The sequence below is a fragment of the Achromobacter animicus genome (assembly GCF_902859585.1).
Lineage (GTDB): Bacteria > Pseudomonadota > Gammaproteobacteria > Burkholderiales > Burkholderiaceae_B > Achromobacter > Achromobacter animicus.
Genome location: NZ_CADIJM010000020.1, coordinates 20,914 through 46,399, shown reverse-complemented (window position 1 = coordinate 46,399; position 25,486 = coordinate 20,914). Strand labels below are relative to the sequence as shown.

Here is a 25,486-nt window from a genome sequence, read left to right as displayed (position 1 = left end):
CTTACAAGCCAACCGCCTTCAGATCCGGCCGCTGGCGATGCCATTCCGTGACCGCCTGGAATGCGATGCCGATCTTGCCCAGGACGCCTTCCGCGTTGGGCTTGCCCAGCAACTGCACGCCTAGCGGCAAGCCGTCGCTGGTAAAGCCCGCGGGCAGCGCCAACCCGGCTGCATTCATGTAATTGCCTGGGCGGGTGAAAGCCGCAAGCGGAGTGGCCGCTTCGTCCACCTCGGCCAGCGGACGCGCGCCGAACGGGGCGGCTGGCGTGAGCACGGCGTCGAACTCCTGCATCCAGTCCAGCCAGTCGCGGCGCGCCTGTGCGTGCGCCTGCAACGCCGCGATGTAGTCGGCGGCCGAGATCCCCTTGCCCGACAGCACGCGCGCGCGCACATACTGCCCGATGGGCTTGGCAGGGTCCTCGATGTAGCCGCGATGCAGCGCGTAGGCTTCGGCCGAGATGATCTGGCCGTTGCGCTGCATCATCTCGCGAAAGTCGAAGGGCAGGGGCGTCTCGGCCACATCCGCACCCAGCGCGGCCAGCACGCGGCGCGCGTCGTCCAGCGCCGATAGCGCGTCGGCGTCCACGGCGATGGGATGCTGTGCCGTCGGCATCACCGCGATGCGTACGCCGCGCAGAGGCTGCGCGCCGCCGGCCGGCTCCCGGTAGTCGAACGCGGGGATGCCGAACGTCAACGGGTCCTGGGTATCGTGGCCGGCCATCAGTGCGGTCAGCAGCATCGCGTCGCGGGCGTCGCGGGTCAGCGGGCCCAAGGTGTCCAGCGTGGTCGACAACGCCACCGCGCCGTGCAGGCTGATGAGACCGCGCGTGGTCTTCAGGCCCGTGATGCCGTTCAGGGCGGCCGGGATCCGGACCGAACCACCGGTGTCCGATCCCAGGGCCGCAGGCGCCAGGCCGGCCGCCACGGCGACGCCGGATCCGCTGGATGAGCCGCCGGGCACGCGCGCACGCTCCAGGTCCCAGGGGTTGCGCGGCGTGCCCATGACGGGATTCGTGCCCCAGCCGCCGAAGGCGAATTCCACCATATGGGTCTTGCCCAGCATCACCATCCCCGCGTCCAGCAACCGCGTGACTGCGGTGGCGGTGACGCCGCTGCGGCGTTCGCGCCAGGCCTCGGACCCCGCCGTGGTGATGTGGCCCTGGATGTCGCACAAATCCTTGACCGCCACCGGCACGCCGTCCAGCGGGCTGAGCAGCCCGTAGCCCGCGCGCCGCCGCGCGTCGGCGGCTTCGGCCAGCCGCAGTGCACCCGCGTTGTCCACGCTGATGAAAGCGCCCAGTGTGGGATTTGCCCGGTCGATGCGGTCCAGGAAGTGGCGCGTCAATTCCACCGAGCTGTAGCGGCCCTGTGCCAGGCCATCCGCCAGATCGGCCAGGGTGGCAAATGCGATGTCAGACATGGATTCCCTCGATGCGATGCCATGCGTCTGTCTGCCAGGCGCATGCAACCCCGTCCGCGTGATGGCGGCCGGTCTCGGCATGTAGGGTGCATCGGCGCGGGGGTTTGGTCTATGCGCGCTTTCCCGCGCGAGTCAAAAGCAAAACGGCCCATGCGGGGCATGGGCCGTCGGACGGCCAGGCGAAGTGCGATGCGTGTCAGAGCACGCCGCGGATCCCGGCGATGCCGTGCGCGCCGTGGCGCAAGGCTTGCGAGACGGTCTGGGTGGATTGACCGCCCAGCGCGAACACCGGTATGCCGGCATCCCGGTTGCCTTCCACAAACCCTTCCCAGCCCAGCGTCGGCGCGCCGGGATGGCTGGGCGTTTCCAGCACGGGGCCCAGCACGGCGAAGTCTGCGCCCAGTTCGCGGGCGTGGACGACCTGGGCGTTGTCATGCGCGGAGACGCCGACCAGCGCATTGCGGGGCAATTCCGGACGGGCGGTCAGGCGCAGCGCGTCTGCCGTGCGCAGGTGCACGCCGTCGGCTTCTTTCCACCATGCAACGGGATGGATGCTGTTGACCAGCACGCGCGCGCCGGCGGCGCGGCAGCGCTTGATGACCTGTTGCAGCACTTCGTGCAGCGAACTGGCGCCCACGCCGTCCGGCCATTGCGGTTCACGGAACTGCACCAGCTTCACGCCACGCGCCAGCGCGGCGTCCAGGCGGCCGAGGAACGGCGCGATGCCCGCGCGCGAGCCGATGGCGCTGATGCCGTAGGTGGTGGGCAATTGCAGCCAGCGCAGCGGGGGCAGGGTGGCGGGCAGCAGGTCGCCCACCGAGGCCGCATTGGCCGGATCCACCCATTCGAGCCGCTGATTTTCCAGGCTTTGCGGTTCGCCTTCCCAGCCGGTGACGTGGCAGAAGGCCAGGCGCACCGTGGTGTGCGGGTAGGCATGCACGTACGTGACCCACGGGCGCGACTGCGTGACGCGGATGCCGATTTCTTCCTGGAGTTCACGGGCCAGCGCCTGCAGCACGGTCTCGCCGGGTTCGAGCTTGCCGCCCGGCAGTTCCCACCAGCCGGACCACGGCTTGCCTTCGGGCCGCTGGCCCAGCAGAAGCTTGCCGTCCGGGCGCAGGATCAGGCCGGCGGCGACGTCGACGATCTTTTCAGACATGGCGGGCCGCCCAGTCGCGTGCGAACTGATACGCCACGCGGCCCGAACGCGAGCCGCGTTCGATGGTCCATTGCAGCGCCTCGGTGCGCGAGGGTTCGATGTGCTGTTCAGGGCAGCCCAGCTCGCGCAGCCAGTGATATACGATGTCCAGGTAGTCGTCCTGCTTGAACGGGTAGAACGACAGCCACAGACCGAAGCGCTCGGACAGCGAGATCTTTTCCTCGACGGTTTCGCCGGGGTGGATTTCGCCGTCGGGCTGGTGCTTGGCCTGCAGGTTTTCGCTCATGTATTCCGGCATCAGATGGCGCCGGTTGGACGTGGCGTAGATGAGGACGTTGTCGCCCGAGGCCGACACCGAACCGTCCAGCACCGATTTGAGCGCCTTGTAGCCGGCCTCGCCTTCTTCAAAGGACAGGTCGTCGCAGAACACAATGAAGCGTTCGGGCCGCGCCGCGACCAGTTCGACGATGTCGGCCAGGTCGCCGAGGTCGGACTTGTCGACTTCGATGAGGCGCAGGCCGCGGTCGCCGTAGGCGGCCAGCATGGCTTTGACCAGCGAGCTCTTGCCGGTGCCGCGCGCGCCGGTCATGAGCACGTTGTTGGCGGGCTTCTTTTCAAGGAACTGCAGCGTGTTGCGGTCGATGGTGGCCTTCTGGCGCTCGATGTGCTGCAGGTCCTGCATGTCGATGCGCGCCACGTGGCGCACGGCGTCCAGCCAGCCGCGCGCGCCGCGCTTGCGCCAGCGGAACGCGTGGGCGGTCCAGTCGATATCGGGCGGGGCGGGAGGCAGGAAGGCCTCCAGCTGCGCCAGCACGCGTTCGGCGCGCTGGATCAGCGTGGTGAACTCGTTAGCCGTCATGGTCGATCAGGAGCGGTAGTCGGCGTTGATCGACACGTACTCGTGCGAGAAGTCGCAGGTGTAGACCGTGTCGCTGACCTGGCCGCGGCCCAGCGCGATGCGCACCGAGATCTCGGCCTGCTTCATCACGCGCTGGCCGTCGGCTTCCTGGTAGTCGGGGTTGCGGCCGCCGTTCTTGGCAACCAGCACGTCGTCCAGCCACAGGCGGATGTTGGACACGTCCAGGTCGTCGATGCCGGCGTAGCCGACCGCGGCCAGGATGCGGCCCAGGTTGGGGTCGGATGCGAAGAACGCGGTCTTGACCAGCGGCGAGTGCGCCACGGCATACGCGACCTTCAGGGCTTCCTCGGTGGTGCCGGCTTCTTCGACGCGGATCGTCATGAACTTGGTGGCGCCTTCGGCGTCGCGCACGATCTTGGTGGCCAGTTCCAGCGCGGCGGCGGTCAGGGCCTCGCGCACGGCGGCGTAGGCGGCGTCGGATTCGCTGTTGACGTTGACGCCCGACTTGCCGGTGGCGGCAATGATGAAGGAGTCATTGGTGGAGGTGTCGCCGTCTACCGTGATGCGGTTGAACGAGGCATCGGCGATCTCCACGGCCAGCTTGCGCAGGAGGGGCTGGGCAATGCCGGCATCGGTGGCCAGGAAGCTGAGCATGGTGGCCATGTTGGGACGGATCATGCCCGCGCCCTTGCTGATGCCGGTGAAGGTGACCGTCTTGCCATCGATCTGCACCTTGGCGGACGAAATCTTGGGCAGCGTGTCGGTGGTCATGATGCCGTGGGCGGCGCTGGACCAGTGGTCGGCGGCCAGGTCGGCGATGGCGGCGGGCAGGCCGGCGACCAGGCGGTCGAGCGGCAGGGGTTCCAGGATGACGCCGGTGGAGAACGGCAGGATCTGCGCGGCGGGCACGCCCAGCAGCTTGCCCAGGGCGTCGCACGTGTCCTTGGCTTTCTTCAGGCCTTCTTCGCCGGTGCCGGCGTTGGCGTTGCCCGTGTTGATGACCAGCGCGCTGATCGGGCCGCCGGCGGCCAGGTGGGCCTGGCAGACCTGCACCGGGGCGGCGCAGAAGCGGTTACGCGTGAAGACGCCCGCCACGCTGGTGCCTTCGGCCAGGCGGAACACCGTCAGGTCGCGCCGGTTGGCCTTGCGGATGCCGGCCTCGGTGACGCCGATTTCTACGCCGGCAACAGGAAAAATTTCGGACTCGGAGGGGATCTGCAGATTAACGGCCATGACTTCGTCTCTTGGTGTGAGCGGGACGGAACCGCCGCCAGGCACGGCGGCGCGCGGGAAAGGTTCGTATTATCCCACCGGATCCGGCGGGGGTGGCCGGTCCCCTCGGCAACCCGAGGGGAGGCGGCCCCAGGCGCCGGCCTCAGGGAGCCATGCGCATGGCGGCCACGTCCAGCACGCCGGCTTCGCGGTTGCTCAGCACGCTGCGCACCGTGCCGTCGGGCGCCTGCAGCACCGACTTGCCGGCCGGGACGTCTTCGCCGCCGGCCCGGCGCGCCGAGCGCCCACGGGACGGCGAGAACAGCAGATCGCCGGGCTGGGCGCCCTGCAGGCGCGGGTTGGCGGCCAGTACGCGCGTGCCCGGCGGGTAGGTCATTTCGCCCAGGACGGTGTCGCGCGCCGCCAGACCCTCGAAGCCCAGCATCCGGCGCTGCGCGTCCAGTTGCAGGTCGACCTTCAGCAAGGGAATCCCGGCGACGGTCAGGGCGTCGCTGCCTTCGGTGCGCAGCAGCCAGCGGGGCGCCGTGCCGGTCTTGTCCAGCGGCGTGCCGCGGGCGGCGGGGTCGACCTTCAGCCAAGCGCCCGCGGGCACCGGTTGCTGGTCCAGCGTATTGCCGATGGCAAGGTGGCAGCTGGAAAACTGCGGATGCCCGCCTTGCACCACGAATTCGATGCGATGGCCGTGCGCGCAGAGCCAGCCTTCCAGCGCCTGGTCCCGCGCGATCTCGGCGGACAGGGTTTCGGGCTGCTTGGGCGTGGCGGGGTAACGGAACAGGCGCGTCGCGGCGACGCCGTTAATGTCTGCCGGGTGGGATTCGGGAAAGATGGCCCGGTCGAACGATGCCAGTTCACCGGGCGTGGCAAGCCGAAGCGTGGTGCCGGTGGGCATCTGGACGCCGGCCAGTTGCGTGGGTTGTGACAGCACCGTCTTGCGCGCGTCGTCGGCCTGCGCTTCGCGCTGGACCGAGAACCACTGGCTGAACTGCTGATACGGGAAGATGGCGCCGATGACGGCCAGCACGGCCATCAGGACGGTGCCGGCGCGCCGGTGGCCGGACAGCCAGTCTCGCGCGCCGGGCGAGGTGGCCAGGGCGGCCAGCCAGGTGAACAGCGTGGCGAGGCAGGCGAGCGAAGCCGCCATCAGCACATAGAAATTACCGCCAGGAAGAGAAACCGGAATCATGGCGGCAATTATGCGCCAATCCGGCAGGCCGGACCGTCGCGAAAAAGTCCTGGTCCGCCCTCAGTCGCGGGCCGCCGCCGAGCGCGTGGCCACCACCTGCAGCTTCAGTTCGCCCAGCGCCTGGAACAGGGCGTTGCGGCTGGCCTCTGGCAGTTCGGCAAACATGGATTTGACCCAGTTCTCGTGGGCGCGGGCCATGCGCGCAAAGCTCTTCTTGCCTTGCGGCGTCAGCTTGATGAGCGAGCTGCGGCGGTCGGTCTCGACCTTGGTCCGCACCACCAGGCCTTCTTTTTCGAGCTGGTCGGTGATCCCGGTGATATTGCCGTTGGTGACCATCATGTGGCGCGACAACTCGCCCATCTTCATGCCCTTGGGGGCGCGCTGCAACTGCGCCATCAGGTCGAAACGCGGCAGGGTGGTGTCGAAGTCGTTGCGCAGGCGGCTGCGGATCTCGCCTTCGATGAGGTTGGCGCAGGTCAGCATGCGCAGCCACAGGCGCAGCGCGTGATGGTCGTCGGGCGCGGCGCGGGATTCCAGGTCGGGGGTATCGGTCATGGCTCGGAAGATTACCGGGAATGCGGGGGTGAAGAGGGCGCCAGACCCATCTGTTCGAAGATGGCTTGGGTCAGCGGGCTGTTCGGATCGTTGAGCGTCAGGACAATATCAAAATGATTGGTGCCTGGCATTGGTACATACCTACCGGGAAAACCGCGCGCCCGCCATGCGGCCAGATAATCATCGCTCTGGCGCTTGAATTCGTCGGTTTCGGATTCTCCGTAGCTGACCACCAGCGGGCAGCCCGCCTGCGGCAAATGCAAGGCGGGGCTGTTGCGGATGGCATCGGCTTCGCTCATGCGCATCCATTCGTTGATGTGGGTGTGCACCAGCGGGCGCAGGTCGAACAGGCCCGACAGGGGCGCGGCGCCCCTGACGACGCCGGGCGGCACGTCGTAGCTGGCATGCCAGCCGCCGGCGAGCAGGGCGCCGACCAGATGACCGCCCGCCGAGCTGCCGCAGATGTGGATGCGCGACGGGTCGCCGCCGTACTCGGCGATGTGGTGGTGAATCCAGGCCAGCGCGCGCCGGTTTTGGTCCACGATACGGTCCAGCGTGACGGCGGGGGCCAGCGAATAATTCACCGACACCACCACCGCGCCCGCCTGCGTGAACGCGGGCGCCATGTTGCTGGATTCGTTTTTGGACAACAGGCGCCAGTAGCCGCCGTGTATGAACACGAAGACGGGCGCGCCGGACTTGCCGGCCGCGGCTGGAAATATGTCCAGCAGTTCATCCGGATGATCGCCAAAAGGCACGTCCAGCGCGCATTCCAGCGTGCTGCGCGCCGTGGCGCTGTCCTCGGCGTATTTCTTGAGTATCGGTTGGATGTCGGGTACTGTCGCGCGAGCGTTGTACTGGACGTCCAGTTCGGCGCGATCGTAGTTGCGGTAGAGGGTGACCATGGCGGCAGGTGGTAAAAACCCTAGACTTGTTTTGCCGATTACTTTAAACCTAAACTATGAACCACGCCAGTTTTCCCTGTGCTGCATAAGGGGATTGGGGCGTTGCAGAGCATACGTTCTGCAGGCACCGGCCTGACGGCGGCGACCATCGCGCCAGCGGGCCGGGCATAGAAGTCTTTCGCATCGCACTTTCAAAAAGAACACCCTCTGCGCGGGCTCGCGCACGGAGCACACCACCATGCGTTTGATCACTTCCTTCCTGGCTGCCGCCGCCCTGATTCCGGCCCTGGCACAGGCCGACACCGTCAAGGTCGGCATCGCCAACGACATCTCGGGCCCGTTCTCGGCGCTGGGCGCCGAAGCCCGCGACGGCTTCAACCTGGCCATCAAGCAACTGGGCAGCAAGCTGGGCGGCCAGCCCGCGGAATTCCTGCAAACCGACATGGGCGGCAATCCGGACCAGGCCCGCCAGCTCGTCACGCGCTACATTCAGCGCGAAAAGGTCGACTTCTTCACGGGTCCCATCGGCTCGAACGTCGCGCTGGCCGTCGGCCCCGCGCTGTTCGCCGCGAAGGTGCCCTACCTGTCCAACAACCCCGGTCCCAGCCAGTTCGCCGGCGCCCAGTGCAACAACTATTGGTTCGGCACGTCGTACCAGAACGATGCCTTCCACGAAGCGGCCGGCAAGGTCGCGGCCGATCGCGGCTTCAAGAAGATGTTCATCATGGCCCCGGACTACCCGGCCGGCAAGGACGCGCTGACCGGCTTCAAGCGCGGCTACAAGACCGCCCCGGGCGACGAGGTCTACACCAAGCTCGGCCAGATCGACTACGCCGCAGAGATCGCGCAGATCCGCGCCGCCAAGCCGGACGCCGTCTACATCTTCCTGCCGGGCGGCATGGGCATCAACTTCGTCAAGCAGTTCGTGTCCGCCGGCCTGTCGCAGAACGTCAAGCTGATCGGCCCGGGCTTCTCGGCCGACGAGGACGTAATCCAGGCCGTGGGCGACCCCATGCTGGGCATGTACAACACCGCGCAATGGGCGCATGACCTGGACGTGCCGCAGAACAAGGCTTTCGTCGAGGCCTTCCGCAAGGAATACAACGGCCGTTACCCGTCGGTGTACGCCGCCCAGGCGTATGACGTGATCATGGCCATGGACGCCGCCGTCAAGCAGGCCGGCGGCAAGGCCACCGACCGTGATGCCATCGTGAAGGCGCTGGAAAAGGCCGACTACCCCTCGGTGCGCGGCAGCTTCACCTACGGCAAGAACCACTACCCGATCCAGGCCTACTACCTGCGCGTCGTCGAGAAAGACGGCAGCGGCCGCATCACCAACAAGCTGGTGGGCAAGGTGTTCGACAAGTACCAGGACGTGTACGTAGGCGACTGCAAGCTCTGATCCCCCCGAAGCGCTGCGCGCTTTCCCCCAGGGGGCGTCGCAGCGGACCGGCGAAGCCGGATCCGCGCGACCCCGCTTGGGGGCGGCGGCTTGGGCGCGGGGATGCGTCGCTGATGCAGGTGGGATAGCTTTGGTGAATTGATCGCGGGGGCCCTTCGGCGGCGCGCGGCAAGGGGGAAGTTTTCATGACGTTTACGCTGATCGTCGAGCAATTGCTGAACGGTCTGCAGTTTGGGTTGATGTTGTTTCTGATTGCGGCCGGGCTGACCCTGGTGTTCGGGATCATGGACATCATGAATCTGGCTCACGGCTCGCTCTATATGGCTGGCGCCTATGTCGCCGCCGAAACCATGCAACGCACCGGCTCGTTCACCGCCGCGGTTCTTGTGGCGGCGGTTGCCACGGGCATCGTCGGTATCGTGCTGGAGCTCTCGCTCATCCGCCGCCTGGCGCTGCGCGACCACCTGGCCCAGGTGCTGGGCACCTACGCCGTCATCCTCATCGCCAATGACCTGGTCAAGATGATCTGGGGTCCGGCGCCGGTCATGCTGAACATGCCCGCGATGCTGTCCGGTCCCGTGCGCCTGTTGCCCGACCTGATGTATCCCGCCTACCGCCTGATGATCATCGTCTTCGGCGTGGCCGCGGCCGCGGGCCTGTACTGGTTCGTGACGCGGACCCGTGCCGGCGTGCTGGTGCGGGCCGGGGCGTCGAACCGCCAAATGGCCACGCTGATGGGCGTGCGCGTGCCGCTGCTGTTCCTGGGCGTGTTCGTGCTGGGCGCGATGCTGGCCGCGGTGGCGGGTGCGCTGCTGGGGCCGATCACCTCGGTGCAGGTGGGCATGGGCGAAGAAATCCTGATCCTGGTGCTGGTGTGCATCGTCATCGGCGGCATCGGCTCGATCCGGGGCGCCTTCGTGGGCGCGCTGCTGGTCGGCATGGTCGACACCGCCGGCCGGGCGTTCCTGCCGATGCTGCTGCGCCAGGTGTTTTCGCCGGCCGTGGCCTCCAGCGTCGGTCCGACGCTCGCGGCCATCGCCATCTACGTGTTGATGGCGGCAGTGCTGGTGTTCCGGCCCTCTGGCCTCTTTCCGGCGCGGGGCTGACCATGAAAACCAAGATCTGGACCGTGGTCCTGCTGGCCGCGCTGGCGGTGTTCCCGCTGGTCGCGCCCATGCTGGGCCTGGACTTCTACATTTCCTTCGTGCGGCGCGTGCTGATCTACGCGCTGGCGGCAACCAGCCTGAACCTCATCCTGGGGTATGGCGGCATGGTGGCCTTGGGTCACGCGGCGTTCTTCGGCGCGGGCGCCTATGCGGTGGGCATCCTGTCCATGTCGGGCGTCACGTCCGCGCTGGTGTCCTGGCCGGTGGCCATGCTGCTGGCGGGCGTGCTGGCCTGCATCACGGGCGCGATCTCGCTGCGCACACGAGGCGTGTACTTCATCATGATCACGCTGGCGTTCGCGCAGATGCTGTTCTACATCTTCATCTCGCTGCGCCAGTACGGCGGTGAGGATGGCCTGAACCTGCCGGGATATTCCACGCTGCCGGGCATCGACCTTGCCCACGATGTCAGCTTCTATTACCTCGTGCTGGCCCTGTTCGCGCTGCTGATGTGGGCCTTCGGTCACGTCGTCGCCTCGCGCTTCGGCATGGCGCTGCAGGGCATCCGCGAGAACGAATCGCGCATGGAGTCCATGGGCTATCCCGTGTACCGCATCAAGCTGATGGCGTTCACGCTGAGCGGTGCGGCAGCGGGGCTGGCCGGCGCGCTGCTGGCCAACCACAACCTCTTCATATCGCCCAGCCTGATGCATTGGACCCAGTCGGCCAACCTGCTGATCATGGTGCTGGTGGGCGGCATCGGCCTGCGCTATGGCGGCGTGGCCGGTGCGGTCGTGATGCTGACGCTGGAAGAAGTGCTGCGCCTGTGGACCGAATACTGGCACCTGCCCCTGGGCGTGCTGCTGCTCTGCGTGGTGTTTGGCGCGCCGCGCGGCCTGGTCGGCCTGTTCGGGCCGCTGTTCAGCGGGCGCGCTGCGCCGCAATCCGGCAAGGTGGGCTCATGAGCAATCCGATGAATGCCACGACTGGCGCAGCCGCGAATAGGACGCAACCCGCGGGGACGCACCGCTCGGGGACACAACCCGCGGGGACACACGCCCCGGTGACGCACGCCCTGCAGGCGCGCGGACTGGTCCGGCGCTTTGGCGCGCTGGTGGCCACCGACAACGTATCGCTGTCGCTGGCGCCGGGCGAGATCCATGCCCTGATCGGCCCCAACGGCGCGGGCAAGTCCACGCTGATCCACCTGCTGTCGGGCACGCTGTCCGCCGACGCCGGCACGCTGGAAGTCGACGGCCGCGACGTCACCGCAATGAACGCGCACCAGCGCGTGGCGGCGGGCCTGTCGCGGTCCTACCAGATCACCAACATCTTCAAGCAGTCCAGCGTGCTGGATAACCTGGTGCTGGCCGTGCAGGCCCACGCCGGCAGCAGCTTCCGCTTCTGGAAGCCGCGCGCCGCGGAATCGGCGCTGTACGAACAGGCGCGCGAGCTGGCCCGCGAATGCGCCATCGACGCCAGCCTGCTCGACCGCGCCGCGGGCACGCTGCCGCACGGCGAGCAGCGCAAGGTGGAATTCGCGCTGGCGCTTGCCGCCCGGCCCAAGGTGCTGCTGCTGGACGAACCCATGGCAGGCATGGGGCCAGACGAGACCGTCCGCCTGACCGAACTGATCGAATCCTTGCGGGGACGCGCCGCCATGCTGCTGGTTGAACACGACATGCAGGCGGTGTTCCGTCTGGCCGACCGCCTGTCCGTGCTGGTGTACGGGCGGGTGATTGCCTCGGGCACGCCGGACGAGATCCGCGCCAACCCCGAAGTGCGCCAGGCCTACCTGGGCGACGAGGAGACCGCATGATGCTGACCATCGAATCAGCCAAGAGCGGCTACGGCGCCAGCCAGGTGCTGTTTGGCGTGGACCTGGAGATTGGCGCGGGGCAGGTTGTGACGCTGCTGGGCCGCAACGGCATGGGCAAGACGACGCTGCTGCGTACGCTGTTCGGCCAGTTGCCGCTGCGCGGCGGCAAGATCCATTTCGCGGGGCAGGACATCAGCGGATGGAGCCCGGACCGCATCGCGCGGGCCGGCGTCGCCATCGTCCCGGAAGGGCGCCAGTGCTTTCCCAATCTGACGGTGCGCGAACACCTGACGGCCTTCGTGGCCGGGCGCAACCCGGAGATCGGCGAACCGTGGACGCCCGATCGCGTCTTCGAACTCTTCCCCCGGTTGGCTGAACGCGCCCGAAACATGGGCAACCAGTTGTCGGGCGGTGAGCAGCAGATGCTGGCCATCGGCCGCGCCCTGGTGACCAATCCCCGGCTGCTGATTCTGGACGAAGCCACCGAAGGGCTGGCCCCGAAAATCCGGGAAGAGATCTGGAACTGCCTGGCGCGTCTGCGTCAGGCCGGCCAGACGATCCTGGTGATCGACAAATATGTCGAAAGGTTACTCAGCCTGGCGGATCGCCATGTCATCCTGGAGCGCGGCAAAGTGGTGTGGACCGGGGACTCGCAGGCCCTGGACGCCGACCGCAGCCTCTGGGAACGCTATCTGGGCGTCTAACAACGTGTCGTAATAAAGCTGCAATTCGGACCTGCCAGGCGTAACAGCCGCTGATATAAAACGCAATAAATCACGATATATATTGCTGCGGTGAAACTTAAGGTGTCTCGAACGCATCCAGACGTTTGCACCTGTATCAATAAACCCCCCTGGCATCTACACTAGCCGCGCCGGTTGCCCGCACGGGGCGCCGGCGTTCAGGCTCATGGCTCAAAAGGCGGGGCGAAGCACGGGTACGGCGCCTCGTAAGGTCAGCGCGTCCTATCTGCGTCCCCTTTTTCGCGCGTGGCATCGCATCAAGTTGTCAGGAAGATTTTGCATGGCGAAATGGGGATTGCGCAGGAAATCACTGATGGCGCTGCTGTTGGCGTGCCTGGTCGCCTTGGCGCCGGCCGCGCTGATTGGCTGGCAGGTGCTGGACGGCGTCCGCGAGCACTTTGGCCGCGCCTTTTCCGACAACTTCACGCAACTGAACCGCCAGCGCATCCTGGCGCCGGTGTCGCGCGAACTGGCGCTGTCGCAGCGCCTGGCCGACAGCGAGGTCACGCGCCGCTGGCTCCGCAATGAAAACGATCCCGCCGCGCGCGAGCTGTTCTTCCGCGAGGCCGACGGCTACCGGCGCGATCTGCTCGGCGGCGCGTACTTCATCGCCAGCGCCAGTTCCGGCAACTACTACTTCAACGACGACAAGCCGCTGTCGGAGACGCCGCGCTACACGCTCAGCCCCAGCGCGGCCGACGACGGCTGGTTCTACGCCACGATCAAGTCGCCCGCCCGCTACAACATCAACGTCAACCCGGACCTGAAGCTCAAGACCACCAAGGTCTGGATCAACGTACAGATCCGCGACGGCGAGACGGTCATGGGGCTGACGGGCGCCGGTCTGGACGTGGGCGGGTTCCTGAAGGAATTCGTGAACAGCGGCCAGCCCGGGGTCACGCCCATCATCGTGGACGAGGAAGGCGCGATCCAGGCGCACATGAACCCCGCGCTGATCGCCTACAACTCGGGCGCGGGCGGGGCGGGCGGCAAGGGCATGGTCTTCAGCCTGCTCGATCAGGGCGAAGGCCGCGCCGAGCTGTTGTCGGCCATGCATGCCGCTCAGGCGGATCCGCAGTCCGTGCAATCGGCCTGGGTCAAGATGGACGGCGTGCGCCAGCTGGTGTCCGTGGCGTACATGCCGGAGCTGCACTGGCACGTCCTGACGGTGGTCGACCTGGGCGCGGCCCGGGTGCTGGATACCGGCTGGCTGTGGCCGGCGGCCATCGGCCTGGTGCTGCTGTTTGCCGCGATGCTGCTGTGCTTCGGCTACGCCATCGAGCGCCTGATGCTGCGCCCCTTGCGCCGCCTGCAGCAGTCCGCGCGGGCAATCGCGGACGGCAGCTACGACGTGCGCCTGCCGCCGGGCGGCCAGGACGAGATCGGCGACCTGAGCCGCGCGTTCGGCGTGATGGCCGACAAGGTCCGCAAGCACACGGCCGAGCTGGAAACCAAGGTGCGCGAACGCACCTCGGAACTGGAAGACGCCAACCGCGCCATGGCCGCGGCGCACAAGAAGATCGGCGACTCCATCGACTACGCCAGCCTGATCCAGCGCGCGATCCTGCCGGACCGCCAGCTGACGCAGTCGCTGGGCGCGCACCATTTCGTGCTGTGGAAGCCGCGCGACGTGGTTGGCGGCGATTTCTACGTGTTCCGCGAGGACGGCGCCAACTGCCTGCTGGGCATCATGGACTGCGCGGGTCACGGCGTGCCCGGCGCGCTGATGACGATGCTGGCGCGTGCGGCGATCGATCTGGCGATCACCGAGGTCGGACCGGGCGATCCTGCGGGCATTCTGACGCGTACCGACAACGCCATCCGGGCCATGCTGGCCGACGCGCAGCTGCCCCGGGCCCTGGCGACCAATACCGATGCGGGGCTGGTATATATTGACCGGCAAGCCGGCAGGCTGCTGTACGCAGGCGCGAAGATCAGCCTGTACGCAAGTGACGGCGAAAACCTGCATGAGGTGCCCGGCGGCCGGCGTGCGCTGGGCGACAAGCGTATGGGGGTTTACGAGAACAACACGCTGCAGATGGAGCCGGGCTGGACGTATTACCTGGCGACCGACGGTTTTCTGGATCAGGCGGGCGGCGAGCACGGGTTCGGCTTTGGCAATACGCGCTTTGCGGACATGCTCAAGACACACGCGCGCCGGCCGTTAACCGAACAGGCGGCCGCGTTCAGCCAGGCGCTCGCCGAGTACCAAGGTGGCCGGCCCCAGCGCGACGACATCACCTTGCTGTCTTTCCGTTTCGAATAATCGTTATCAAGGCGGTACCCTCCATGAATGCCTCCGATCTTTACGCGTTGGGCGCGCGATTCGACCAGAACCGCACGTTGCTGTGTTTCAACGGGCCGATCTCGCGCAGCCTGATCGAGGAAATCGGCAATGCGCTGAAGAACTACCTGAACGCCGAGCACGTCCGGCCCGCTGAAGCCATGGACGTGTTCTCGGTCTACATCGAGATGATTCAGAACATCCGCCAGTACGCTGCGCAGAACGGCGACGCGGACGCCTCCGCCACGGTGGTGATCGGCCGCCGCGACGAAAGCCGCTACGTGGTGTCGGCGGGCAATCTGGTCAGCGCGGAAGACGGCCACAGCCTGGTCGCCCGCATCCAGGAACTGGCCGCGCTGGACAAGCCGGCCCTGAAAGCCGAATACAAGGCCCAACTGCACAAGCCGCGTACGCAGGGCGTCGCGTCGGGCGCGGGCCTGGGCCTCATTGACATCGCGCGCCGCGCCGGCGCGCCGCTGGAAGCCAGCCTGACCCCCGCTGCACAGCCGGGCAAGGCCTTCTTCAGCCTGAGCGTGGTGGTCTGAGGACGCGCGCTCAACAGGATTATTTTCGGAGTATTTGATGAAAGACCTGAACATTCCCGGGACCCAGTCCACGCCCGCCATCACCGCCGACGCTGCCGCCGGCGTGCTGGCGATGCGCGGCGACTCCTACCCCGAGAATTCCTTCGAGCTGTTCGGCCCGGTCATTAAATGGGTCGAGACGTACCTGCAGGATCGCGACACGCCGCTGAAGCTGGAGCTGGAACTCCTGTACCTGAACACCAGCAGCATCAAGTCCGTCATGGACATCTTCGATGTGCTCGAAGCCGCGCACCGCAAGGGCCGCGAGGTCGGCGTCACCTGGTTCTACGACATGCGCAACGAGCGCGTGGGCGAACTGGCTGAAGAGTTCAAGGAAGACTGCACGTTCCCGTTCTCGGTGGTTGGCCGCCAATGAAACCGGGCGCCGCCGAACTGGATCAGCGTATCGCCGAGCTGCTGGCGGATCCGGCGCATGCCGGCCATCCGCTGCGCGACGCGCTGGAAGCGCTCTGGCGGCACACCGAGGAACAGATGGCGCGCATCCAGCGCGTCACGCAGCTTTCGGACGCCTATCAAAGCATGGCGCACGAACGTGAACTGGGCCTGTGCGACCAGTTCGACCGCCAGCTGCGCCGCCTGACCCGCATCGCGCGGATCTCGGATCACTACCAGAACATGATGCGCGACCTGAACCGCGCGCTCGAGGAAACGTCCAGCCGCGACCCCCTGACGGGCCTGTTGAACCGGCGCGCGCTGATGGAAATGATCAAGCAGGAAGTCCAGCGCGCTGCGCGCAGCGGCGACAGCTTTGTCGTCGCGATGCTGGACGTGGATCACTTCAAGGCCGTGAACGACCGTTTCGGCCACGAGACGGGCGACCGCGCCTTGGTCGAACTGGCCGGCGTGCTGGGCGAAAGCCTGCGCGAATACGATCTGTGCGGCCGCTGGGGCGGCGAGGAATTTCTCGTGCTGCTGCCCCATACGGACCCGGACGCGGCGCAGGCGGTCATGGACCGCCTGGTGAGCGACGTGCGGGGGCTGGCGATGCCGGCCGGCGACGAAGTCCTGCGGCTGACGGTCAGTATCGGCATGGCGTATCACCAGTTGGGCGAAACGTTTTCGGAGACGCTCAGCCGGGCGGATCAGGCGTTGTATCTGGCCAAGCAGGACGGACGCGATCGCGTCGCCCTTGGTTTTCCGAGGCGCTGAATGAAACCGGAACAGCTGTTATCCGGGTTGGAGCCCCTTATGCTTGATTCTCATCTTGGCGGTTCGCAGTCGAACCCCCAAGGCGCCGCGTGGCATGTGGGCAATTATCTGACGTCGATGGACCGCGCCTTGCTGCTGTTCGATTTCGACGCAGCCGGCTCCTTGTTGAACGGCAATACCAATTTCCTGGCCGCGGTGGGTTACACCCGCGAAGAGGCGCTGACCCTGCGCCACGAGCTGCTGTGCGACAGCATGGACGAAGGCAAGGGTACGCGCAGCGGCGAACAGGTCTGGGACCGGCTGCGCCGCGGCCAGCACTTTTCGGGCACCTGCCGCTACCGCAAGAAGGATGGCAGCTCGCTGTGGATCGAGGCGACCTACCTGCCGCTGCTGAACGACGCGGGCGAGGTGGGCCGCGTGACGGTGATTTCGCGCAAGTCGATCGCGGACGCCGAACGCCAGGAAGAAATCCGCCTGCTGATGCTGGGCATCAACGAAACGGGCAACGCGGTGGCGGTGTCGGGCTCCGATGGCCGCATCGTCTACGTGAACGACGGCTTTCAGCGGATGCTCGGCTTTTCCCGTAGCGATGCGCTGGACCAGGATCTGGGCGAACTGCTCTCCGGCGGCCGCGCGGACGGCGGCACGCGTGAGGAACTGCACCGCCGCGTGGCCTGTCGCGAGGGCTACCACAAGGACGTGCTGGTCTATGACCGTGGCGGCAAGCCGCTGTGGGTGTCGGTGATGGCCAACTCGGTGTTCGACGAGCGCGGGACGCTGGTCAACATCGTGGACGTGCTGACGGACATTACGCCGACGAAGGTGCACGAGGTGCTGCAGCGCCGGGTGCTGCAAGCGATGGTGAACGAGGCCTCGGTGGTCGAGGTCATGAACATGGTGTGCCGCGAGGTGGAACGCCTGGCGCCGGAAGTGGCGGCGTCAGTGGTTCGCGTGGACGACGCGGGCCTGTTGCGCCCGCTGGCGGCGCCGAGCCTGCCGCAGGGCTATTCGGACGCGCTGGAAGGCGTGCCGATCGGGCCGCAGGTGGGCGCCTGCGGGACGGCGGCGTTTCTGGGCCGGCCGGTGATCGTGCCGGACATTGCAACAGACCCGCTGTGGGACGATTACCGCCATCTTCCGCTGCCGGAAGAATACAAGGCGTGCTGGTCGTCGCCGATCAAGTCGAGCGATGGCCGGGTGATCGGGACGTTCGGTTTCTATTTCCGCGAGCGCCGGCTGCCTGATGATTTCCATCACCGTCTGGTGGACGTGTGCGTGTACCTGTGCGCGCTGGCGCTGGAACGCGAGGAAGCGCGCGCGCGCATCCGGCAATTGGCGTTTTATGACGAACTGACGGGTCTGCCGAACCGCAATCTGCTGCTGGCGCAGGCGGAGCAGGCGATCGCGCGGGCGGAGCCGGAGCGTAAGCGGGTGGCGGTGTTGTTCCTGGATCTGGACCGCTTCAAGCAGGTGAACGATACGCTGGGCCACCCGATCGGGGACGCGCTGCTGCGGGATGTGGCGCAGCGTCTGCGCCGGTTGGCGCGGGCGACGGATATCGTGGGCCGGCTTTCCGGCGACGAGTTCGTGATGCTGATGCCGGAGTTCGAACATGGCCGCCTGACCGCGGCGGCGGAACACATCCTGGTGGCGCTGGCACAGCCGTTCTCGGTAGGCGGCATCACGCTGAACCCGTCGGTGAGCATCGGGATCAGCGTGTTCCCGGAGAATGGCCGGGACATGGATACGCTGCTGCGCCATGCTGACATGGCGATGTATCAGGCGAAGACGGCGGGCCGCAATCGCATTTCGTTCTTCAGCGCCGAGATGAATCGTCAGGCGCAGGAGCGGTTGGCGCTGGAAGCGGCGCTGCGGGATGCGTTGGAAGCGAAGGCGTTGCGTTTGCATTACCAGCCGCAGGTTGGCTTGAAGAACGGCAGCCTGTACGGGGTGGAGGCGCTTGCACGTTGGCGCCATCCGACGCTGGGGGATATTTCGCCGGCGCGGTTTGTACCGCTGGCGGAAGAGTGTGGGCTGATCGGTGATCTGGGCGACTGGGCGTTGCGCGAGGCCTGCTCGCAATTGGCGATCTGGCGCAATAACGGTCTGCGAGTGCCTTCGGTGTCGGTGAACCTGTCGGCGACGAATTTCCACAATCTGAACCTGCCGCGGATGATTGCGGCGACGTTGGCGGAATTCGGGTTGGCGCCTGCGGATTTGATGCTGGAGATTACCGAGGGCGTTGTTCTCGATGCCACGGCTGGGACGTTGCGCACGATTGCTGAACTGCATCGGTTGGGCGTACGGCTGTCGATGGATGACTTCGGGACTGGATATTCCAGCCTGGGGCATTTGCGGCGCTTGATCGTTGATGAACTGAAGCTGGATCGCAGTTTCGTGCAGGGGCTGGAGAGCGATGATGCGGCTCGGGCGTTGACTAGCGCTGTGATTCGGATCGGGGAGAGCTTGAGTCTGCCGGTTGTGGCTGAGGGCGTTGAGAACGAAGAGCAGCGGCGGTTTCTGATCGAGCAAGGGTGTGCTGCGGGGCAGGGGTTTCTGTTTTCGCCGCCGTTGCCTGCTGGGGATCTTGAGGAGTGGTTGCGGGCTCGGGGGTGATTGGTTCTCTTCCTTTGCCGGGTTGAGTTCTTGAGGCGTCCGGCACGGTGGCGTCCCGGGGCGCGCGGGGCCACGATTGCGGTCCGGAGCCTTCGCTCCGGACTGCCCCGTCGTCATCTTCGTCCGCCTTCGGCTCCCTTCAGATTCCCTCGGGCTTATCGACGCCCCGCGCACCCCGGGACGCCACCGCACCGGACTCTGGCAATTCGAGTTTTCAGGCAGCGGGGGCGGTCGGCGTGCTTGGCATTTTTGCGCAGAGCACTTCGGGCCAGAAGCATCTTGCGGTGCCCGTCTCCGTTCGGCCGCGCGGGCGGCCTCCGGAGACTTACGCGGCGTCTTGCGTTGTGGTGATGACGCTTCGCGCGTAGGTGGCGCTTGGGTGTCAGACACCCGCACAGACGACACCTGCATAGATGGACTACAGCTTGAAGAGTGCTTCCAGGGTGTCAGACACCCATGCGAGCACGATTCGCTGCTAATCGTCACTTGAACTCTAGTGCCCGATGGGCGGCGCGCGTACAGGTCGGCAGGCTGTGGCGAACCGTCGCCGCGCCGCCCATCACGGCTCTCCCCACGGTGATGCTGGAGCTTTAGAACCCCACTCCCCGCAAGCGCGCAAGCGACTACCTCCACGTCGACCCACAGCGCGTATGCCGATCGTGGCCGCCCGCGCGGCCGCGACTCGGCGGGCCCCGCAAGACTCGTCCCTGACCACTGCTCTAGCAGCGCCCCGAATCATGCACACCGCAGCTCCTCGGTGCGGGCGACAGGGGGCCGAGCGCCGTCGATGCGCCCGAGGGAATCTGAAGGGAGCCGAAGGCGGACGAAGATGACGACGGGGCAGTCCGGAGCGGAGGCTCCGGACCGCAATCGTGGGCGCTCGGCCCCCTGTCGCCCGTGCCGAGGGGCGGGAGAAGATCGCAGCAACCGTCAATCCAAAGCCACAGCCAACCAGAGCCACAGTCAATGCCGCCTCGACGCCACGCGCCCCACACCTAGTCGCACACAGCCATTCACGCCCAACCCCGCCCCAACACACGCACTCCAATCGTCCCCATTTCCCCTTCCCCTCCAGCATCACTAAATACTTTCCCTCATTTGCACACCCACCACTTCCGATATATATTTCAAGCCTAAACTATCCAGACCTAAATATCTGCGGCTTCCGCTCCAGCACCACAGAGCGACTGTCGCGTACTTGGAGCGTATACGGCAATGAAGATAGTCTGCATCGGCGGCGGTCCCGCCGGCCTGTATTTCGGTCTGCTCATGAAACTGCAGAACCCCGCCAACGAAGTCACCGTCATCGAACGCAACCGTCCGTATGACACTTTTGGCTGGGGCGTGGTCTTCTCCGACGCCACCATGCAGAATTTGCGTGAGGCCGATCCCGTCTCGGCGCAAACCATTGGCGATGCGTTCAACCATTGGGATGACATCGACATCCATTTCAAGGGACGCAGCATCCGCAGCAGCGGCCACGGCTTCATCGGCATTGGGCGCAAGAAGCTTCTGAACATCCTGCAGGCGCGTTGCGAAGACGTGGGCGTGAAGCTCGTGTTCGAGAACTTCGTCCAGGACGACCAGGCCATCGCCCGCGAGTACGACGCCGATCTCGTCATTGCCTCGGACGGCATCAACAGCCAGATTCGCACCCGGTACGCCGATACGTTCCATCCCGACATCGACCAGCGCCGCTGCCGCTTCGTCTGGCTGGGCACCAAGAAGGTGTTCGATGCCTTTACCTTTGCGTTCGTGCAGACCGAGCACGGCTGGTTCCAGGCGCATGCTTACCGGTACGAGGACGGCATGTCGACGTTTATCGTCGAGACGCCGGAGGAAACCTGGCAGGCTGCGGGCATCGAGCAGATGAGCCAGGAAGAGGGCATCGCCTATTGCGAGAAGTTATTTGCGCCCTGGCTGGACGGCAATCCGCTGATCAGCAATGCGTCGCACCTGCGTGGTTCGGCGATCTGGATCCGTTTCCCGCGCGTCATCTGCAATACGTGGGTCCACTGGAACAAGCTGGACACCGCCCGTGGCGAGCGCCGCGTGCCGGTCGTGCTGATGGGCGATGCCGCGCACACGGCGCACTTTTCCATCGGGTCGGGCACGAAGCTGGCACTGGAAGACGCGATCGAGTTGGCGCGTTGCCTGAGCGGCGCGGAAGGCAGTGTCGAAGCCGGACTGCATCATTACGAGGAAGTGCGCAGCGTTGAGGTGCTGAAGATCCAGAACGCCGCGCGCAACTCCACCGAATGGTTTGAGAATGTCGAGCGCTACGCCGACCTGGAGCCCGAGCAGTTCGCGTATTCGTTGCTGACCCGTTCGCAGCGCATTTCGCACGAGAACCTGCGCCTGCGCGATCCGGCCTGGCTGGAAGGCTTTGAGCGCTGGATCGCGGAACGCGCGGGCGCGGCCACGCCCGAGGGCCGGCGTCCGGCGATTCCGATGCTGACGCCTTATCAGGTGCGCGGCGTTCGGCTGAAGAATCGCATCCTGGTGTCGCCGATGGCCATGTATTCGTGCACGGACGGCGTGCCGGGGGATTTCCATCTGGTTCACCTGGGCGCGCGCGCCATGGGTGGCGCCGGGTTGGTGATGGTGGAAATGACCTGCGTGTCGCCCGATGGCCGCATCACGCCGGGGTGCCCGGGGCTGTGGAACGACGAGCAGCAGCAGGCGTTTGCCCGCATCGTCAACTTTGTGCACGGCAACAGCGATGCGCGCATCGGCATGCAGTTGGGTCATGCGGGCCGCAAGGGGTCGACGCAGCTCGGCTGGCAGAAGATCGATCATCCGCTGGCAGAGGGCAATTGGCCGCTGGTGTCGGCGTCGGCCCTGCCGTACATCGAAGGCGTGTCGCAGACGCCGCGCGCCATGACGCGCGCGGATATGGACGAAGTGCGCGACAACTTCGTGGCGGCGGCGCGCCGCGCGGCGGCTGCGGGCTTCGACTGGCTGGAGCTGCACTGCGCGCACGGCTATCTGTTGTCCAGCTTTATTTCGCCGCTGACCAATCGGCGTGAGGATGAATACGGCGGCAGTCTGGAAAACCGGCTGCGCTTCCCGCTGGAGGTGTTCCATGCGGTGCGCGCGGTGTGGCCCGAGGACAAGCCGATGTCGGTGCGGATCTCGGCCAGCGATTGGGTGGAAGGCGGCATCACCGCGGACGATGCGGTCGAGATCGCGCGTCACTTCAAGGCGGCGGGCGCCGACATGATCGATTGCTCGTCCGGTCAGGTCAGCAAGGAAGAAAAGCCGGTGTACGGCCGCATGTTCCAGACGCCGTTTGCCGATCGCGTCCGCAACGAAGCCGGCATCCCCACGATTGCGGTGGGCGCCATTTTCGAGGCCGACCACGCCAACGGCATCATCGCCTCGGGCCGTGCGGACCTGTGCGCGCTGGCACGTCCCCATTTGGCTGACGCCTCCTGGACGCTGCGCGAAGCGGCGCGCGTGGGCTATGTTGATGTGTCGTGGCCGAGCCAGTATTTCGCCGGCAAGCGCCAGCTTGAGACCAACTTCGAACGCGCCGCCGCGATGGCGCAACTGGATATCAAATGAACGCACAACCGCTACCGCTCGCCGGGCGTCACGCCCTGGTGACGGGCGGCGCCCGCGGCATCGGCCTGGCCGCCGCCCGGTCGCTGCTGCAGCGCGGCGCCCGCGTCACGCTGCTGGGCCGCGATGGCGGCGCGCTGGACGCGGCCGCCGACGAGCTGGCCCGATTGGGTCAGGTGCAGGCGGTCAGCGCGGACATTGCCGACGAAGCCTCGGTGCGCGCCGCCTTCGCGCAGGCCGAAGCCGAGTTCGGCCCGGTGCTGATCCTGGTGAACAACGCGGGGCAGGCGGTCAGTCAGCGCTTTGACCGCACGGACGCCGCGCTGTGGAACCAGATGCTGGCCGTCAACCTGACGGGCACCTTCCATTGCATCCAGGCGGCGTTGCCGGGAATGCTGCAGGAAAAGTGGGGCCGGGTGATCAACGTGGCCAGCACCGCAGGGCTGATCGGTTATGGGTATGTAAGCGCCTACTGCGCTGCAAAGCACGGCGTGATAGGGCTGACCCGATCGCTGGCGCTGGAAACGGCGCAGAAGGGCGTGACGGTCAACGCGGTGTGTCCCGGCTATACCGAGACCGACATCGTGCGCGGCGCCGTCGCCAACATTGTCGAGAAGACCGGCATGACGCCGGAAGCCGCCCGCCTGAAACTGGCGGAGCGCAACCCGCAGGGCCGCCTGGTGCAGCCCGAGGAAGTGGCCGAGACGGTCGCGTGGCTGGCGCTGCCGGCCTCCGCTTCGATCAACGGCCAGGCGATCGCCGTCGACGGCGGCGAAGTGATGACCGGCTGAGGCCGGCGTTCCATCCACCCAGCATTCATGAACGGAGACACCATGAGCACCCAGCCCGAAGAGCACACCATGAAGCATCACAAGCGTCCCATCGCCGGCTACCAGGCGAAGACGTTCCTGTGGCAGGTGTCGGACGACGGCAAGGTCGGCACCATTACGCTGAACCGTCCCGAGCGCAAGAATCCGCTGACGTTTGATTCGTACGCGGAACTGCGCGATTTCTTCCGGTCGCTGGTGTATGCCACCGACATCAAGGTGGTGGTGGTGACGGGCGCGGGCGGCAATTTCTGCTCGGGCGGCGACGTGCACGAGATCATCGGCCCGCTCACGAAGATGAGCATGCCGGAACTGCTGGATTTCACGCGCATGACGGGTGATCTGGTCAAGGCCATGCGCGCTTGCCCGCAACCCATCGTGGCGGCCGTGGACGGCGTGTGCGCGGGCGCGGGGGCGATGGTGGCGCTGGCGTCGGATATGCGCTTGGGCACGCCCGCCGCTCGGACCGCGTTCCTCTTTACCCGCGTGGGGCTGGCGGGGGCCGACATGGGCGCGTGCACGTTGCTGCCGCGCATGATCGGTCAGGGCCGTGCTTCGGAACTGCTGTACACCGGCCGCGCGATGACGGCCGACGAGGGCGCGAGCTGGGGGTTTTTCAATGCGCTGCACGAGTCCGGCAAGCTGCTGGAAGCGGCGCAGACGCTGGCGGCGCAACTGGCCGCGGGTCCGACCTTCGCACACGGCGTGACCAAGAAGCTGCTGCACCAGGAATGGAACATGGGTGTGGACGAGGCCATCGAGGCCGAAGCCGAGGCGCAGGCCATCTGCATGCAGACGCGCGATTTCCATCGCGCCTACGAGGCCTTCGTGGCCAAGCAGAAGCCTGTCTTTGAGGGGAACTGATGATGCGCGACGCAAGCTGGCTGGACTGGCCCTTTTTCGACGACGCGCATCGCAAGCTGGCGCATGACGTGGACGCCTGGTGCGAGCAGTCGCTGGGCGACGTGGACCATCACGACGCAGATGCGGCATGCAAGAAGCTGGTCAAGGCCATGGGCCAGGCCGGGTGGCTGCGTTACGCGGTGGCAGGAGGCCCGGGCGGGGCTTGGGGCGGCGCGCTGCCGGAGGTGGACTCCCGCGCGGTATGCATCCTGCGAGAGACGTTTGCCCGGCATGAAGGATTGGCGGACTTTGCGTTTGCGATGCAGGGCCTGGGCAGCGGCGCGATTTCGCTGATGGGCTCGGATGCGCTGCGCCAGCATTACCTGCCGCGCGTGGCGCGCGGCGAGGCGATTGCGGCTTTTGCGCTGTCGGAGCCCGACGCGGGCTCGGACGTGGCGGCGCTGGCCTGCGAGGCGACGCTGGACGGCGATCACTATGTGCTGAATGGCGCCAAGACGTGGATTTCGAACGGCGGCATTGCGGACTTCTATGTGGTGTTCGCGCGCACAGGCGAAGCGCCGGGCGCGCGGGGCATCAGCGCGTTCGTGGTGGATGCGGACACGCCGGGGTTCGAGGTGGCCGAGCGCATCGACCTGATCGCGCCGCATCCGCTGGCGACCATTACGTTCGACAACTGCCGCATCCCGGTGACGCACCGGTTGGGCGACGCGGGGCAAGGTTTCAAGCTGGCCATGATGACGCTGGACATCTTCCGCGCGTCGGTGGCGGCGGCGGCGCTGGGGTTTGCGCGCCGGGCGCTGGATGAAGGATTGGCGCGCGCCAAGTCGCGCCGCATGTTCGGCCAGACGCTGGCCGACCTGCAACTGACGCAAGCCGCGTTGGGCGACATGGCAACCGCCATCGACGCCTCGGCGCTGCTGACGTACCGCGCCGCGTGGATGCGCGACGTGCAGAAGCTACGCACCACGCGCGAAGCGGCGATGGCCAAGATGACGGCGACCGAGTCGGCGCAGACGGTGATCGACCGGGCGTTGCAGATGTTCGGCGGCGCTGGCGTGGTGTCGGGGATGCCGGTGGAGAAGCTTTACAGGGAAATCAGAGCGCTGCGTATCTACGAAGGCGCCACGGAAGTGCAGAAGTTGATCATCGCCCGTGAATTGCTGAAGGCATAAAGGGCCATCGAGCGCCTGCTT

21 protein-coding genes are annotated in these 25,486 nt (G+C 66.4%); 14 read left to right on the top strand and 7 right to left on the bottom strand.

The features are described from left to right. Position 1 precedes the first annotated feature (1 nt). The 7 genes from HV681_RS25755 to HV681_RS25725 all read right to left on the bottom strand — a co-directional run bounded on the left by HV681_RS25755 (position 2) and on the right by HV681_RS25725 (position 7,314). The gene (locus tag HV681_RS25755) at positions 2-1,420 is read right to left on the bottom strand and encodes an amidase (RefSeq protein WP_175125952.1); all 1,419 of its coding nucleotides are present in this window, start codon (positions 1,418-1,420) and stop codon (positions 2-4) included. A 196-nt stretch (positions 1,421-1,616) separates the two neighbouring features. Next, complete coding sequence (locus HV681_RS25750; protein ID WP_175125951.1) at positions 1,617-2,579, bottom strand: Nudix family hydrolase; 963 nt, start codon at positions 2,577-2,579, stop codon at positions 1,617-1,619. Next, a complete protein-coding gene (locus HV681_RS25745) occupies positions 2,572-3,438 on the bottom strand; it encodes an ATP-binding protein (protein ID WP_175125950.1) in 867 nt (288 codons plus the stop codon). The genes HV681_RS25750 and HV681_RS25745 overlap by 8 nt, the downstream gene beginning before the upstream one ends. A 6-nt stretch (positions 3,439-3,444) precedes the next feature. Beyond that, a complete protein-coding gene (gene argJ / locus HV681_RS25740; RefSeq protein ID WP_175125949.1) occupies positions 3,445-4,671 on the bottom strand; it encodes a bifunctional glutamate N-acetyltransferase/amino-acid acetyltransferase ArgJ in 1,227 nt (408 codons plus the stop codon). A 142-nt stretch (positions 4,672-4,813) separates the two neighbouring features. Next, positions 4,814-5,854 carry a hypothetical protein gene (locus tag HV681_RS25735; RefSeq protein WP_175125948.1) on the bottom strand — a complete coding sequence of 347 codons (1,041 nt, stop codon included), beginning with the start codon at positions 5,852-5,854 and terminating at the stop codon, positions 4,814-4,816. Positions 5,855-5,914: 60 nt separating this feature from the next. Next, positions 5,915-6,409, bottom strand: a complete 495-nt coding sequence (locus HV681_RS25730) for a MarR family winged helix-turn-helix transcriptional regulator (protein WP_175125947.1) — start codon at positions 6,407-6,409, stop codon at positions 5,915-5,917. Positions 6,410-6,420: 11 nt separating this feature from the next. Continuing rightward, entirely contained in the window at positions 6,421-7,314 is an 894-nt protein-coding gene (locus tag HV681_RS25725) for an alpha/beta hydrolase (RefSeq protein ID WP_175125946.1), read from the bottom strand. A gap of 238 nt (positions 7,315-7,552) precedes the next feature. Here HV681_RS25725 and HV681_RS25720 point away from each other — a divergent pair, with 238 nt between their 5' ends. From HV681_RS25720 to HV681_RS25655, 14 genes are all read left to right on the top strand, one after another. Further along, positions 7,553-8,716: an ABC transporter substrate-binding protein gene (locus HV681_RS25720; RefSeq protein WP_175125945.1), complete on the top strand. Its 1,164-nt coding sequence runs from the start codon at positions 7,553-7,555 to the stop codon at positions 8,714-8,716. Positions 8,717-8,901: 185 nt separating this feature from the next. Beyond that, positions 8,902-9,822 carry a branched-chain amino acid ABC transporter permease gene (locus HV681_RS25715; protein ID WP_063953921.1) on the top strand — a complete coding sequence of 307 codons (921 nt, stop codon included), beginning with the start codon at positions 8,902-8,904 and terminating at the stop codon, positions 9,820-9,822. 2 nt (positions 9,823-9,824) lie between these two features. Beyond that, on the top strand, positions 9,825-10,787 hold the full coding sequence (locus HV681_RS25710) for a branched-chain amino acid ABC transporter permease (protein WP_175125944.1): 963 nt from the start codon (positions 9,825-9,827) through the stop codon (positions 10,785-10,787). Further along, positions 10,784-11,641, top strand: coding sequence for an ABC transporter ATP-binding protein (locus HV681_RS25705; protein ID WP_414631956.1), 858 nt, complete (start codon positions 10,784-10,786; stop codon positions 11,639-11,641). The genes HV681_RS25710 and HV681_RS25705 overlap by 4 nt, the downstream gene beginning before the upstream one ends. Then, positions 11,641-12,345 carry an ABC transporter ATP-binding protein gene (locus HV681_RS25700; RefSeq protein ID WP_175125965.1) on the top strand — a complete coding sequence of 235 codons (705 nt, stop codon included), beginning with the start codon at positions 11,641-11,643 and terminating at the stop codon, positions 12,343-12,345. The genes HV681_RS25705 and HV681_RS25700 overlap by 1 nt, the downstream gene beginning before the upstream one ends. Before the next feature lie 319 nt (positions 12,346-12,664). After that, entirely contained in the window at positions 12,665-14,650 is a 1,986-nt protein-coding gene (siaA, locus tag HV681_RS25695; protein ID WP_217467870.1) for a biofilm regulation protein phosphatase SiaA, read from the top strand. A 23-nt stretch (positions 14,651-14,673) separates the two neighbouring features. Next, entirely contained in the window at positions 14,674-15,213 is a 540-nt protein-coding gene (gene siaB, locus HV681_RS25690) for a biofilm regulation protein kinase SiaB (protein ID WP_056564586.1), read from the top strand. A gap of 37 nt (positions 15,214-15,250) precedes the next feature. Then, positions 15,251-15,628, top strand: a complete 378-nt coding sequence (siaC, locus tag HV681_RS25685; RefSeq protein WP_175125941.1) for a biofilm regulation phosphoprotein SiaC — start codon at positions 15,251-15,253, stop codon at positions 15,626-15,628. Continuing rightward, complete coding sequence (gene siaD, locus HV681_RS25680; protein ID WP_175125940.1) at positions 15,625-16,422, top strand: biofilm regulation diguanylate cyclase SiaD; 798 nt, start codon at positions 15,625-15,627, stop codon at positions 16,420-16,422. The genes siaC and siaD overlap by 4 nt, the downstream gene beginning before the upstream one ends. A 39-nt stretch (positions 16,423-16,461) precedes the next feature. After that, on the top strand, positions 16,462-19,038 hold the full coding sequence (locus tag HV681_RS25675) for a sensor domain-containing protein (RefSeq protein WP_239216081.1): 2,577 nt from the start codon (positions 16,462-16,464) through the stop codon (positions 19,036-19,038). A 1,215-nt stretch (positions 19,039-20,253) separates the two neighbouring features. Next, the gene (locus HV681_RS25670; RefSeq protein ID WP_175125938.1) at positions 20,254-22,605 is read left to right on the top strand and encodes a bifunctional salicylyl-CoA 5-hydroxylase/oxidoreductase; all 2,352 of its coding nucleotides are present in this window, start codon (positions 20,254-20,256) and stop codon (positions 22,603-22,605) included. Next, positions 22,602-23,393, top strand: a complete 792-nt coding sequence (locus HV681_RS25665; protein ID WP_175125937.1) for an SDR family NAD(P)-dependent oxidoreductase — start codon at positions 22,602-22,604, stop codon at positions 23,391-23,393. The genes HV681_RS25670 and HV681_RS25665 overlap by 4 nt, the downstream gene beginning before the upstream one ends. A 42-nt stretch (positions 23,394-23,435) precedes the next feature. After that, complete coding sequence (locus tag HV681_RS25660; protein ID WP_175125936.1) at positions 23,436-24,293, top strand: enoyl-CoA hydratase family protein; 858 nt, start codon at positions 23,436-23,438, stop codon at positions 24,291-24,293. Positions 24,294-24,295: 2 nt separating this feature from the next. Then, positions 24,296-25,465: an acyl-CoA dehydrogenase family protein gene (locus tag HV681_RS25655; protein ID WP_175125964.1), complete on the top strand. Its 1,170-nt coding sequence runs from the start codon at positions 24,296-24,298 to the stop codon at positions 25,463-25,465. The last annotated feature ends 21 nt before the right edge of the window (positions 25,466-25,486 follow it).

Bases quoted from the DNA above. Each gene is read 5' to 3' on its own strand.
- HV681_RS25755 (WP_175125952.1), bottom strand. From the start codon at position 1,420: ATGTCTGACATCGCATTTGCCACCCTGGCCGATCTGGCGGATGGCCTG.
- HV681_RS25750 (WP_175125951.1), bottom strand. From the start codon at position 2,579: ATGTCTGAAAAGATCGTCGACGTCGCCGCCGGCCTGATCCTGCGCCCG.
- HV681_RS25745 (WP_175125950.1), bottom strand. From the start codon at position 3,438: ATGACGGCTAACGAGTTCACCACGCTGATCCAGCGCGCCGAACGCGTG.
- argJ (WP_175125949.1), bottom strand. From the start codon at position 4,671: ATGGCCGTTAATCTGCAGATCCCCTCCGAGTCCGAAATTTTTCCTGTT.
- HV681_RS25735 (WP_175125948.1), bottom strand. From the start codon at position 5,854: ATGATTCCGGTTTCTCTTCCTGGCGGTAATTTCTATGTGCTGATGGCG.
- HV681_RS25730 (WP_175125947.1), bottom strand. From the start codon at position 6,409: ATGACCGATACCCCCGACCTGGAATCCCGCGCCGCGCCCGACGACCAT.
- HV681_RS25725 (WP_175125946.1), bottom strand. From the start codon at position 7,314: ATGGTCACCCTCTACCGCAACTACGATCGCGCCGAACTGGACGTCCAG.
- HV681_RS25720 (WP_175125945.1), top strand. From the start codon at position 7,553: ATGCGTTTGATCACTTCCTTCCTGGCTGCCGCCGCCCTGATTCCGGCC.
- HV681_RS25715 (WP_063953921.1), top strand. From the start codon at position 8,902: ATGACGTTTACGCTGATCGTCGAGCAATTGCTGAACGGTCTGCAGTTT.
- HV681_RS25710 (WP_175125944.1), top strand. From the start codon at position 9,825: ATGAAAACCAAGATCTGGACCGTGGTCCTGCTGGCCGCGCTGGCGGTG.
- HV681_RS25705 (WP_414631956.1), top strand. From the start codon at position 10,784: ATGAGCAATCCGATGAATGCCACGACTGGCGCAGCCGCGAATAGGACG.
- HV681_RS25700 (WP_175125965.1), top strand. From the start codon at position 11,641: ATGCTGACCATCGAATCAGCCAAGAGCGGCTACGGCGCCAGCCAGGTG.
- siaA (WP_217467870.1), top strand. From the start codon at position 12,665: ATGGCGAAATGGGGATTGCGCAGGAAATCACTGATGGCGCTGCTGTTG.
- siaB (WP_056564586.1), top strand. From the start codon at position 14,674: ATGAATGCCTCCGATCTTTACGCGTTGGGCGCGCGATTCGACCAGAAC.
- siaC (WP_175125941.1), top strand. From the start codon at position 15,251: ATGAAAGACCTGAACATTCCCGGGACCCAGTCCACGCCCGCCATCACC.
- siaD (WP_175125940.1), top strand. From the start codon at position 15,625: ATGAAACCGGGCGCCGCCGAACTGGATCAGCGTATCGCCGAGCTGCTG.
- HV681_RS25675 (WP_239216081.1), top strand. From the start codon at position 16,462: ATGCTTGATTCTCATCTTGGCGGTTCGCAGTCGAACCCCCAAGGCGCC.
- HV681_RS25670 (WP_175125938.1), top strand. From the start codon at position 20,254: ATGAAGATAGTCTGCATCGGCGGCGGTCCCGCCGGCCTGTATTTCGGT.
- HV681_RS25665 (WP_175125937.1), top strand. From the start codon at position 22,602: ATGAACGCACAACCGCTACCGCTCGCCGGGCGTCACGCCCTGGTGACG.
- HV681_RS25660 (WP_175125936.1), top strand. From the start codon at position 23,436: ATGAGCACCCAGCCCGAAGAGCACACCATGAAGCATCACAAGCGTCCC.
- HV681_RS25655 (WP_175125964.1), top strand. From the start codon at position 24,296: ATGCGCGACGCAAGCTGGCTGGACTGGCCCTTTTTCGACGACGCGCAT.